This is a genomic window from Magnetovibrio sp. PR-2, assembly GCF_036689815.1.
Taxonomy (GTDB): domain Bacteria; phylum Pseudomonadota; class Alphaproteobacteria; order Rhodospirillales; family Magnetovibrionaceae; genus Magnetovibrio.
The window spans coordinates 265699-277971 of the sequence record NZ_JBAHUR010000001.1 but is presented as its reverse complement, the minus strand read 5'-3'; the positions used below and the strand labels follow the sequence as shown (position 1 = coordinate 277971).

Genomic DNA, 12273 nt, shown 5'->3' with positions numbered 1-12273 from the left:
CTTTGATTGACGCACCCTGCCAAAGCCCATTAAAAGTCGTAAAACCCATTCTTTAGCCCGGAACAGCGACATGACCCTCACCGATTTGATCGAACGTCTGAGCAGTGCGCGCATTTTGTGCGTCGGCGATGTGATGCTGGACCGTTACGTCTCGGGTGCGGTGGAACGCATTTCCCCCGAAGCTCCCATCCCCGTTTTGCGCATTGAACGCGAAACTGCCATGTTGGGCGGTGCGGGCAATGTGATTTCCAACATTGCAGCCCTTGGTGGCGGCGGTCGATTTTTGGCTGTGGCCGGCAACGACACAGCCGGGCGCGAAGTTGAACATTTGCTGACACAACTGGGCAACGTCACACCCCATATACTCACCGATGCAGACCGCCCGACGACCCTAAAAACCCGGTTTGTTGCGGGCACGCAGCAGCTGATCCGCGCCGACGCGGAAAAAACCGGGGCGTTGTCTGACGACTTGGAAGTCCAGCTGTTAAACGCCACCGCCACCATCGAAGACGGCATCGGCGCGGTGGTTCTGTCTGATTACGGCAAAGGCATGTTAAGCGATGCGGCCATCGCGCACATCATTCAAGCCGCCAAAGCCCAAGGCGTTCGTGTGATTGTCGATCCCAAAGGCAGCGACTACACCCGCTACACCGGCGCGGACCTGATCACGCCCAACAAAAAAGAGCTCAAAGACGCCACCAACATGGCCGTGGACACCGACGCAGACGTCATTTCGGCGTGCAACCACTTGATCGAAACGTGCGCCATCGGCGGCGTGCTCGCCACCCGCAGTGGTGAAGGCATGACGTTGGTATCCGCCCAATTGGACGCACCGCATCATTTGGGGGCCCAAGCCCGCGAAGTCTTCGACGTGTCGGGCGCAGGCGATACGGTTGTGGCGACTTTGTCCCTAGCCTTAGCCGCCGGGGCCGACATGGTCGACGCTGCCCGACTGGCCAATGTGGCCGCAGGCATCGTCGTCGCCAAAGTCGGCACCGCGACCGTAAGCACACAAGACCTGTTGCGCGCCCTGCATCAACAAGACATCAACAAAGCCGAAGCCAAATTGTTGGATTTGGGCGACGCCGAAGATGTGCGCGATCGCTGGCGCGCCCAAGGTCACGCTGTGGGCTTTACCAATGGCTGCTTCGATTTGTTGCATCCGGGTCATATCTCGCTTCTGACCCAAGCGCGCGGCGCGTGCGACAAGCTGGTGGTGGGGTTGAATTCCGACAGTTCGGTGCGCATGCTCAAAGGCGAAACCCGCCCCGTGCAAACCGAAGCCGCCCGCGCAGCGGTGTTGGGCGCACTTTCGGTGGTGGACATGATTGTTTTGTTCAGCGATCAAACACCCATCACTTTGATCGAGACACTGAAACCCGACGTCTTGGTCAAGGGCGCGGACTACACCATCGAAACCGTGGTCGGCGCTGACATCGTACACAGCTATGGCGGTAAAGTCGTCTTGGCAGACTTGGTGGACGGACAAAGCACCACCAACACCATTGCCAAAATGGCGCAATAAGCCCACCTTCTGTCATCCCCCAGGTTTCTTGTTTTTAGGAGACGCGGTCCATGCGTCTGAACCCCCGCTCCTTGCAGATGTCGGCGTTGCTCACCGCTTTGGTGGCCATTGCACCGATTTCGACGGACATGTATTTGCCCGCCCTGCCCGCCATCGGCGAAGCGTTCGGGGCAAGTACGGCGGCGGTCCAGCTGACCCTAAGCTTTTACTTGGTCGGGTTTGCGGGCGCGCAATTGATTTTGGGGCCGCTGTCGGACCGCTATGGCCGCCGCCCGGTGTTGATCGGCGGAGCCAGTGTGTTTGTCTTCGCCTCCGCCGCATGTTATTTCGCCGCCGACATCAATTCCTTGATTGCCGCGCGCTTTTTTCAAGCCGTCGGGGCCTGCGCGGGCGGAGCCGTAGGCCGCGCGGCCGTGCGCGACATTTACGAAACCAAAGACGCCGCACGTTTGCTGGCGCACATGGGCACGGCCATGGCGGTGGCCCCCTTGGTCGCACCCTTGTTGGGGGGGCAGCTGACACACTATTTTGGTTGGGAAACCAACTTTGCCGCCTTAGGCCTGTTTGGGGCCATCGTGCTGGCGCTGAGCGTTACGGTCCTGCCCGAAACCAACACCCGGCCCGATCCGCTGGCTTTGTCGCCCCGGCGCATGATCGAAAACTACTTGTCCTTGGCGCGCCATCCGGATTTTCGCGCCTATACCCTCACCAACGCGTTTAGCTTCGGCGGCTTGTTTGCGTTTATTTCCGGCGCAAGCTTCGTGTTGATCGGCACGTTTGGGCTGACCCCACAAACCTTCGGGTTTGCCTTTGCAGCACCTGTCATAGGTTACATGATCGGAACACAGGTCGGCGCGCGTATGGCCAAGTCGCACTCCGTCGATGAAGTTGTGAAGTTCGGCAGTTTTTTGGGGGTCATTGCAGGCTTGATCGGTCTGGTGCTCACAGCCGTGCAGCCGGCCTTGTGGACCGTCATCATCCCCATGTTCGGCTTTTCCGCTTCGGTGGGGATTGTCATGCCCAACTCCATGGCCGGGTCTATCGGACCGTTCCCACACATGGCGGGTGCCGCGTCAGCGCTGATGGGTTTTACGCAAATGGGTATGGCGGCCGGTATGGGCGCGCTTGTAGGCTTGGTGCACGATGGAACGGCGTTGCCGACCATGGCGGTGATCGCGCTTAGCGGCGCACTCAGTTACATCTATTCGCGCCAGATCCGGTTAGTCGCCGAAGATTGAGCCAAAAATTCCTTTAATGAATTCTTCCACCGGGTTTTGTTTTTTGATGGATCCCTCATCACCATCGCGGTCCGTCACGCGCCCTGCGGGCAAAGGCCGTGCGGGAGAATTCGCCAAGGCCTGAGTCATGAAATCGCGCCACAGCCGGGCCGGCAAGCCGCCGCCCGTGACCCGCTTCATCGGCGCGCCATTGTCGTTACCCATCCACACACCCGTGATGAGGTCCGGCGTATAGCCCACGAACCAGGCGTCGCGATAGCCTTGCGACGTGCCCGTTTTGCCCGCCGCCGGGCGCTTGATGCGCGCCCCCTTGCCGGTGCCGTGCTCGGCGCGAATGACGCTCGATAGCATGGTATTCATTGCCCCCGCATAACCTTTGGGGATCACCCGCCCAGGCCCGCCACCGCTGCGCACATAAATAGGCGTGCCGTCGGCGTCTTGGATTTCCGAAATGCCATAAGGCCACAGCCCAAATCCACCCGTGGCGAACGGGCCGTAAGCGGCGGTCATTTCCAACACGCTCAGCTCACTCACGCCCAAGGCCATAGAGGGCTCGGTCGTGAGGTTTGCGGTGATGCCCAATTGGCGTGCCGTGGCTTCGACATGCTCGCGCCCGGCCTTTTCCGATACTTTCACCGCGACGGTGTTGATGGAGCGCGCCATGGCTTCGCTTAAGCTCATAGAGCCCAAAAATTCCTGCTTGAAGTTCTTCGGCGACCAGCCGTCAATGGTGATGGGCTCGTCCGTCATGCGACTGTCTGGCGCCAGACCCGCATCAAAGCCCGCCAAAAACACCACAGGCTTAAAGGCCGAGCCCGGTTGGCGCTTGGCCTGAACCGCACGGTTGAATTTTGACGTTTTATAATTTGCCCCACCAATCATGGCTTTCACCGCGCCGTCCGGCGACAGCGCCACCAAGGCCACTTGCGACACATCGCGCTGGGCAGCATGACCGCCCTTCGCCATGAGTTTTTTCACCAGCCGTTCCGCCGCGCGCTGCATGCGGTGATCGATGGTAACGATAATGTTCACATCCCGGTCCAACGTCACATAATCGCCCGCTTGGTCCAACACCCAGTCGACAAAATAATGCGCCATGGGTTGGCTGCGTTTGCGTTTATAAGTCCACCAGGTTTTGGGCGGCTGGATGCGTTTGCGGTCCTCTGCGGACAAATAGCCCGCCGCCACCATGTTGGACAACACCACGGCGGTGCGCTGTTTCGACAGCTTCGGTTTCAACATGGGATTGTACTTGTTGGGACCTTTGAGCATCCCCGCCAACAGTGCCGACTGATAAGGCGTGAGCCGCGTCGCGGGCACCTTGAAATAGAACCGGGCCGCCGCGTCCACGCCGTATGTGCCTTGACCGAAATAGACCCGGTTCAAATAAATCGTGAGGATTTCGTCCTTAGTAAATTTCGCTTCCAACCAGAGCGACAGCACGACTTCCTGAAGTTTGCGTTTAATGGTGCGCTTGGGCGTCAAAAACAAGTTTTTCGCCGCTTGTTGGGTCAGGGTCGAGCCCCCTTGGCGAATGCCGCCCGCCTTGATGTTCACCCACATGGCGCGTGCGATGCCGATGGGGTCAATGCCGAAGTGATCGTAAAAACGTCGGTCCTCGGTCGATAAAATCGCGTGGGGAAGCTCGGGCGGCACGTCTTCCAACAATACCGGCTCACCATACCGATCACCGCGCCGGGCCAGTTCCACACCCGAACGGGTCACGATGCGGATGTTGGGTTTGCGCGTGGCCGCTATGGCTTCGTCCACATCGGGCAAGTCCCACGCGATATAAACCGCGCCCACCGCCGTGAAAACGATGCCCCAAACCAAGGCCACCGCCCCCCAATAGGCCAAGCGTTTCCACCGTGGGCCTGAAGGGCGTTCGCCATCTTCGAAGAACTTGGCATCTTTTTTCTTTTGTCCGCTCATGGCTGTTTATATGCGCCATACACACTTAACAGGCCATAAATTTCTGCACGAATTTCACGCTTGTTCCTGGCGAACCATGCGCTGATAGACAAATCCCAAGGCGATTAACGATCCGCCCAGCGCCAAGAACAACAGCGCGCGATAGAGCAAATTCAACGTTTCCACGTCAAACAAGAACACTTTTATGGCGGTGACGCCCAACAGCCCCAACGCCACTTTGCTCAACACCGGCAAAATGCGCTGCAATCCATACCCCATCATTGCCCCGGCAAAAACCAACCACGCCACAGAATACGCATAAATTTCCGCGTCCACACTTGGGCCTTGGAACAGGGCCGAGCCATGAAACCGCTGACGCACACTCAAATTCACATAGGCGAACATCAACAGCCCTACAGCCAAACGCGTCCATCTTAAGCCCCCTTATATCCACCTCATCTCACGGATGACTTCAGATCAAAGAGGCGACAGCACCTCATAAATAAGTAAACGTTTATTATATGAAGAGCGTATCTCCTCATCGTCAAGGGCACGCGCAAACACACACCTCATGATGGCATGAAGTGTCGATCTGTCGGATATTTTGAGGTCAGGCGTTTAGATGCCCAACGCGTCGAGACAGGCGCCGGCCAGAGATGATGCGCGTGCCGACAAGGGGCCGCTCAACCGTCCATAAATTTTAAACGTGGCGGTTTGCAGCACAATGCCCATGACCCAAGCCGTACCTTCGGTCGGGTCGGGCAGGGTTTCGCCCTGGTCAATTCCCGCTTGAAGAACACCCATCACAACAGAAATCGGGCTGGCCATGTCATCGGTGACTTTGTCGAGTTGACCGTGCTGCACCAACAAGAGGAACCGAAACAAGGTTTCGTCTTCGTCATAGAAACGGCAGAAGCCTTGGACCATGGCTTCGATTTTCGCCGCCGTGGAGGATTCTTGGGCTTGCAGCGCGTCGAGCTCACCCGCGAAATGTTCGAAGTTGTCGGCGAACAGGCGCCAGACCAGGTCTTCTTTGCCGGAAAAATGGCGGTATATGGCCCCTTCGGTAATGTCCGAAGCCTTGGCAATGTCGCGCATGCCGCAACCGTCCACACCTTTTTCGACAAACAACGCCAAGGCCGCACGCTTGATATTCGCCTTGGTCTTTTCCCCGGAGCGCATTCTTATCCCCTAAATGAGTAAACTTTTGTTTACCCTACTCAGCTCAGCGTGCAAGTGCAAGCCTTCTGCGGGTTATAAAATCGTCGTCAGCACCCCACCGACGGCCCCTTTAACGGCGTCCAACATGGCATTGACGGCTTGTTCCACCATAATCATGGTCATGGCCGACATGGCGACCAACACGCTGATGGTGGAGATGCGCTGCATATCCATGAGGATTTTTCCCGCTTGGGCGTCATAACCCTGCGCCGGGTCCTTGGCGTTGGCGGTCACGTTGTTGGCGATGTCGGAGATTTGCTGTGCCATTTTTTTAAACTCGGTTTCGGCATACGTGGCGACCTCCGGCCAGTTGTCGCCAAACGAGGATGCCCCCGCATCCATCATGGAGAAAAAGACGTCTTCGACCGATACCTTCATTTCTTAAGTCCTTTTTTCTTCAAAGCTTCCAAAGACAAAACCGCGCGAACGGCTTGGTTGGAAATTTTAACTGCATCCGTCGCCGCCGCCTGGTTCAGGCCCTTCATGGTTTTTTCCAACAGCGCAATTTGATCCAATTGCGCGCGCACATTTTTCAACAAAATCACGCTACAGCCATCCCCCTTGGGATTGTAGTTCTTCATGGCCGCGCCCAAGGCGCTGGGTAATTTGTCCCCGAAGGTGGACACCGCAGCGTCTGACAAGGCACAGCCCTTGCCCGGGTCAGACGTTTCAGCGCGCATAATCAACCCACCCAAGGTGGCTTGTTGCTTAGCGAAAAACGGCAGGTCTTGTTTGTAGACGTATCCGGGTTGTTGTTTTTGCAAGACCTGCAACACCATGTGTTCTTGCAAATCCACAGCATACTGTGTAATGCCTTTGTCGATGGTCGCATCATAGGGCGACACCCATCCCGTGGCCGCGCACGCGCTTAAAATCAATACCGCCGTCAGGGATGCGAGACCCCCTCGTATCCGAATGTGCACCTTTCCTTGGGCCATTTGCTTCGCTCCTTGTGTCATTGCATTTTCAACCTCAATACAAGACGCAACTCACCCGCAGATTGTGAACACTGGATCACATTTACTATTTTGATACATGTTCAACGAGCATTAATATCTATAACACGCGCAAGTGTACAGCAATTAAAAGTTGCGATATGGTTTGTAGGACTATCTAGAGGGACGTGCCAACCCAAGGGAGGAATTGGTTCAATGCGACCGAAACTCGTTTTACTGATTGCGTGCGCAAGCACGCTCAGCGCCTGCCTACACAACACAGTCAACGAACCGGGGTTTGTTTCCAAAGAGTGGTTTAAACAAATCCGCGAACTTCAGGTTAATGTTGTGTTTCCACCGCGCGAAGACTTTCAAGTTGGCGACATTTACATCACGGAACCGCCTCAAACCGCGCAGCAGATCATTGCTGAGAAAGGCTATATGCCCATCAGCTTGCTTGGCGCACATGCAAACCTGAACACCGAACTGAAAAACTATTACACCAACCGCAGCAGCTATCCCTTATCCACCGGGGCTTCCGTCTCTCTTCCGGCGGGCGCCGAAGAAAACGCCAACCCGCCACCAGCCCTGGTCCCGCAAGCCAGCCTGTCGTGCACCGGTAATCCAGACAACTGCAACATATTCACTTCACCTGCGGCCCGCGACTTAAAACGGTTGCGGTTGGTTGCCTTCCCAGACTTCTTGAGCACCACCATTAACAAGGGCGACCTGTCAGTTCTGATCCCGACGGAAGCCTTCACGGGTCAATTGGGCAGTTTGTTTTCGCGCACCAAAAGCGTGACCCTCAAAATACCCGTCGCAGAATCCTTAAGCTTGCCTTTGTTGAACACGTTCCCAACACTCACCAACAAAAGCATCGAACTCTGCGAAGCCCTTAAGGGTCGCATGCCCATGCTGGTGGACGAAGGCCGGGTTCTTGACAATCCAGACGACAAAACCAAGCTCCCCATGAACCGCAAAATGTCCCTAAGCGAAAATGGTGACGTGAAAAACAAGTCTGACGGATTGTGGATGATCGGTGTCACGGAAGTGTTCTATACCCGATCCATCGACATTTCTGTCAACCTGGACACAACCAATGCCCTGGGTCTGGATCTCAGCGTCATCGATCCGCGCATCTTCAAGCAGCCCGAAACTGCACCAGCACCAGCACCAGAAGCAGAACCAGAGCCCGCCCCCCAACCCGCACCGGATGGCGGGGCGGATGGTGGCGCTGATGGCGGGGCGGGCACAGGTTCACAAGCAGCTCAAGACCCCGCGCCAGGGCAAGAGCAAGAGCAAGCCCCCCAACACCCTGGCAACCTAGATATCCTCTCGCAGATCGAAACGGCGAACACGCACTTGAGCACGATTATGGCGCGCACGTCTCCCGGTGCCGGTTTGCAGATTACCTCCGCAAGTTCCGGCCAAGTTGGCATGCGCCGCTCCTTCGCGCGGCCCATCGCCATCGGTTATCGGGGAATTTGGTTGAACGTGAGCAAAGACAAAGCGTCCGCACCATGCAAAGCAGCCGTCGCCGGACCCGTCGGTGGAAGCGGTGGGGAAGCCACACCAACCTTCACCTTCACCCACCCCGCCGTCACACAAACACAGCCGCAAAAGCCAGCCTCCCAGCCGGTTGTTCCGGTGATGCCTGCGCCAAAGAAATAATGCACGGATCAGCCCTGGACGTTATGTGACGTCCAGGGTTTAAACGTCCAGGTTCGCAACCTTCAGCGCGTTGTCTTGAATGAAGTCGCGGCGCGGTTCCACGTTGTCGCCCATGAGGGTCGAGAACACTTCGCCTGCGTCCTCAGAATGTTCGACCTTGACTTGCAACAAGATGCGCACGTTGGGATCCAACGTGGTTTCCCACAATTGGTCGGGGTTCATTTCACCCAAGCCTTTGTAGCGTTGGACCGCCAAGCCCTTGCGGCCCATTTCGGTGACACGGTCGATCAAATCCACAGGCCCCGTAATGACATGGTCCTTTTCTTTGGCCGTCAGCGTGCCGTGCTTCATGTAAGTCTTTTGCAGCGTGCCCGCCATTTCGTCTAGGCGCCGCGCTTCCGCACTTTTGATAACGGCAGCGTCCAACACGTGGGTTTCCGTGACACCGCGCAAGGTGCGCGACAGCTCCAGACCGCCGTCGTCCAGGACTTTTCCGTGCCAGCCGCGCTCCAATTCGTCTTCCATGGCGTCCAGGCGGTGGGCCAAGTATTCACCCACTTCATTTGCGTGCTCGGCATCGGTCAGCACTTGTGGATTGAGCGCGCCCAAGATGGCGGCTTGTTCCACCATTTGCAGCGGAACGTGCTTGGCGATGTCCATCAACAAACTGCGTGCGACCCGTGCCTCCTCGACCAGGGCGCGGAGATCTTGCCCAGCCACTTGGCTGCCGTCAAAGCCTGTAAACACCGTGCCTTCATCGACGGCCGTGTTGAACAGATAGTCTTCCAAGCTTTGATCGTCTTTCAAATAGACTTCCGAGTTGCCGCGCTTGACCCGGTACAGCGGCGGCTGTGCGATATACAAGAAGCCGCGGTCGATGAGTTCGGGCATTTGGCGGTAGAAGAACGTCAGCAACAGTGTGCGGATGTGGCTGCCGTCCACGTCAGCATCGGTCATAATGATGATTTTGTGGTAGCGGCATTTGTCCGCGTCGAAATCTTCGCGCCCGATGCCTGTGCCCATGGCGGCGATCAATGTGCCGATCTCCGCACTGCTCAACATTTTGTCGAAACGTGCGCGTTCCACGTTCAAGATTTTACCCTTCAACGGCAAGATCGCCTGGTTGGAGCGATCACGCCCTTGTTTGGCGGAGCCACCAGCTGAATCACCCTCGACAATAAACAGTTCAGAGTTCGCCGGATCGCGTTCTTGGCAATCGGCCAACTTGCCCGGCAACGACGTGATGTCCAACACACCCTTGCGCCGGGTCAGCTCGCGGGCCTTGCGCGCGGCTTCGCGTGCGGCGGCGGCTTCGACGATTTTGCCAATGACCTGTTTGGCCTCACCCGGGTGCTCTTCGAACCAACGGTCCAAGCCTTCGGACAGAACGCTTTCCACCACGGGGCGCACTTCGGAGCTGACCAATTTATCTTTGGTTTGGGACGAGAACTTGGGATCCGGCACTTTGACCGAGACCACGCACGTCAAGCCTTCGCGCGCGTCGTCGCCGGTCAGCGAGACCTTTTCTTTTTTCGCGATGCCCGAAGATTTCACATAGTTGTTGATGGTGCGCGTCAACGCACCGCGAAAGCCCGCCAAGTGCGTGCCGCCGTCGCGTTGGGGAATGTTGTTGGTGAAACAGAGCGTTTGTTCGTGATAGCTGTCGTTCCACTGCATGGACATTTCCACGCCGATGTCGTCTTTTTCACCCGTGACGGAAATGGTTTCGCCGATCAGGGCCGATTTAGCGCGGTCTAAGTATTTGACAAATTCGATCAAGCCGCCTTCGTAATGCAGGTCCACTTCTTTTTTGTCCACGTGGCGTTCGTCGGACAAGATCATGTGCACCCCGGAATTCAAAAACGCCAATTCACGCAGGCGGTGTTCCAAGGTGGCAAAATCGAAGTTGGTCATGGTGAACGTTGCGGCGGACGGGTGGAACGTCACGGCGGTGCCGGTATAAAACTTGCCATCGTCTAACACCGGGCTGTCGCCGACGACTTCCAAAGATTTCACCGTATCGCCATGTTCAAAGCGACACGTGTGTTCTTTGCCGTCGCGATGAATGGTGAGCTCCAACCAATCGGACAGAGCGTTGACCACCGACACGCCCACACCGTGCAAACCGCCGGAGACTTTATAGGAGTTGCTGTCGAACTTACCGCCCGCGTGCAGCTGGGTCATGATGACCTCTGCCGCCGACACGCCTTCTTCGGCGTGCATGTCCACCGGAATGCCGCGCCCGTTATCCGTGACGGTGACCGAACCGTCCGCGTTCAAGGCCACGGTGACCAGATCGCACCAACCACCCAACGCTTCGTCAATGCCGTTGTCCACCACCTCATAGACCATGTGGTGCAGGCCGGTACCGTCATCGGTGTCGCCGATGTACATGCCCGGACGCTTGCGCACGGCTTCCAGACCTTTCAAAACCTTAATGGAATCCGCATCATAATCGGCAGCGTTGCCATTTTCTTGTGTGTTTTGGTCTTCGGTTTGATCGTTCATTTTGGTCTCAATCAGGTTAAGGGCAGGGCGGAGCCATCCGCCACGGTGTAAAATTGGGCTTCGTTTGTAAGCGGGCTAAACAACCCCGCATCGGTTCCGGTGAACCACGCTTGACAGCCGAGCGCCAGGACTTCGCTAAATAAAGCTTCACGATGGTCTTGGTCTAAGTGTGCCGCGACCTCGTCCATCAGCAAAACGGGGACACGGCCTTCGTCGGACGCGCTCAGGCGTGCGGCGGCCAGAACCAAGCCCACCAACAACATTTTTTGCTCCCCCGTCGAACATTGCGACGCGGGCATAGACTTGGCCGCGTGGGTCACCAGCAAATCGGACTGGTGCGGCAGACGGCCTTCTAAGGCGCCACCCGCACCGCCCGCTTGGGCATCGCGGGTGCGTGAGGTTTTCAGCGCAGCGCGCAGGCGGTCTTCGACCTCCAAGGCGGGCAGTTCATGCACCCAGCCTTCGGCTAAACCATCGATGGCCAGTGCGCACGCCGGGAACAGGCTCGACGTTTCGGTGCAGGCGGCGGCCAAACGTTCGGCCACGTGCAAGCGCGCGGCCGCCACGGCCATGCCGCGGGTCGCCATGGTGTCTTCCAAAGCAGACAGCCAGGCATCGTCATTTTTGCCGTCCGCCAACAGCCGCGCGCGTTCGCGCAGGGCATGGTTATAGGACGTAATCCGTCCCGCATGGGCCGGATCAAACGCGAAGACCAAGCGGTCCAAAAAGCGGCGGCGTTCTTGAGAGCCGTCCAAAAACAAGCGATCCATTTGCGGCGTCAGCCAGTGCGCCGCGAAGTGCTGGCTCAAAACCGACTGGGCCTTTTGAGTTTCGCCGTCCACGTGCACCACGCGTTTAGCCCCTGTGTCCGCCTGCAGGCCCGTGCCGATTTTCACCGGGGCCACACCACCGGCGAGCTCTGCCGCGACAGCCCAGGGGCGGCCTTGGTCTTCGCCCGGTTCGCGCCGGCCCACGTCCAACAGTTTGGCCCGGCGCAGGCCTGAGCCCGGAATCAAGAACGACAACGCTTCCAACACATTGGTTTTGCCCGCACCGTTGGCGCCGGTCAAAACAACCGGATGAACCCCCGGTTCCAGACGGACATGGTCGTAACAGCGAAAGTTTGTCAGCGTCAATCGTGCGCAGGCCAGCCGTCCCGGGGTGCTGTCTTGAGCACCGCTTAAGGAATCATCTGGGCTATCGAAGCCAACCACGGCTTGATTCTGTGTCACGTTCGACGTTTGCCTTATTCGAGATGCGTCGC

General features: G+C 57.4%; 10 protein-coding genes. 3 read left to right on the top strand and 7 right to left on the bottom strand.

The genetic code is table 11. The features are described from left to right. Window positions 1-70: 70 nt before the first annotated feature. On the top strand, window positions 71-1525 hold the full coding sequence (gene rfaE1 / locus V5T82_RS01415; RefSeq protein ID WP_332893789.1) for a D-glycero-beta-D-manno-heptose-7-phosphate kinase: 1455 nt from the start codon (window positions 71-73) through the stop codon (window positions 1523-1525). 50 nt (window positions 1526-1575) lie between these two features. After that, window positions 1576-2763, top strand: a complete 1188-nt coding sequence (locus V5T82_RS01410; protein WP_332893788.1) for a multidrug effflux MFS transporter — start codon at window positions 1576-1578, stop codon at window positions 2761-2763. On the opposite strand, the gene V5T82_RS01405 is transcribed toward V5T82_RS01410, so the two are convergent. From V5T82_RS01405 to V5T82_RS01385, 5 genes are all read right to left on the bottom strand, one after another. After that, the gene (locus V5T82_RS01405) at window positions 2746-4695 is read right to left on the bottom strand and encodes a transglycosylase domain-containing protein (protein ID WP_332893787.1); all 1950 of its coding nucleotides are present in this window, start codon (window positions 4693-4695) and stop codon (window positions 2746-2748) included. The two genes, V5T82_RS01410 and V5T82_RS01405, sit on opposite strands and share 18 nt — an antisense overlap. A 54-nt stretch (window positions 4696-4749) precedes the next feature. Further along, window positions 4750-5097 carry a DUF2339 domain-containing protein gene (locus tag V5T82_RS01400; RefSeq protein WP_332893786.1) on the bottom strand — a complete coding sequence of 116 codons (348 nt, stop codon included), beginning with the start codon at window positions 5095-5097 and terminating at the stop codon, window positions 4750-4752. 195 nt (window positions 5098-5292) lie between these two features. Beyond that, the gene (locus V5T82_RS01395; protein ID WP_332893785.1) at window positions 5293-5856 is read right to left on the bottom strand and encodes a TetR/AcrR family transcriptional regulator; all 564 of its coding nucleotides are present in this window, start codon (window positions 5854-5856) and stop codon (window positions 5293-5295) included. A 72-nt stretch (window positions 5857-5928) separates the two neighbouring features. Further along, on the bottom strand, window positions 5929-6273 hold the full coding sequence (locus V5T82_RS01390) for a hypothetical protein (RefSeq protein ID WP_332893784.1): 345 nt from the start codon (window positions 6271-6273) through the stop codon (window positions 5929-5931). Further along, window positions 6270-6833, bottom strand: a complete 564-nt coding sequence (locus tag V5T82_RS01385) for a hypothetical protein (RefSeq protein ID WP_332893783.1) — start codon at window positions 6831-6833, stop codon at window positions 6270-6272. Before V5T82_RS01385 ends, V5T82_RS01390 begins: the two co-directional genes overlap by 4 nt. Window positions 6834-7046: 213 nt before the next feature. Between V5T82_RS01385 and V5T82_RS01380 the strand changes: the two genes are divergently transcribed. Beyond that, window positions 7047-8501, top strand: a complete 1455-nt coding sequence (locus V5T82_RS01380; protein ID WP_332893782.1) for a hypothetical protein — start codon at window positions 7047-7049, stop codon at window positions 8499-8501. Between the two features lie 39 nt (window positions 8502-8540). Here the strand turns inward: V5T82_RS01380 and gyrB are convergent, their stop codons facing one another. Together gyrB and recF are read right to left on the bottom strand one after the other, a co-directional pair. Then, entirely contained in the window at window positions 8541-11009 is a 2469-nt protein-coding gene (gene gyrB, locus V5T82_RS01375) for a DNA topoisomerase (ATP-hydrolyzing) subunit B (RefSeq protein WP_332893781.1), read from the bottom strand. A gap of 11 nt (window positions 11010-11020) precedes the next feature. Further along, window positions 11021-12241 carry a DNA replication/repair protein RecF gene (recF, locus tag V5T82_RS01370; protein WP_332893780.1) on the bottom strand — a complete coding sequence of 407 codons (1221 nt, stop codon included), beginning with the start codon at window positions 12239-12241 and terminating at the stop codon, window positions 11021-11023. Between the last annotated feature and the right edge of the window lie 32 nt (window positions 12242-12273).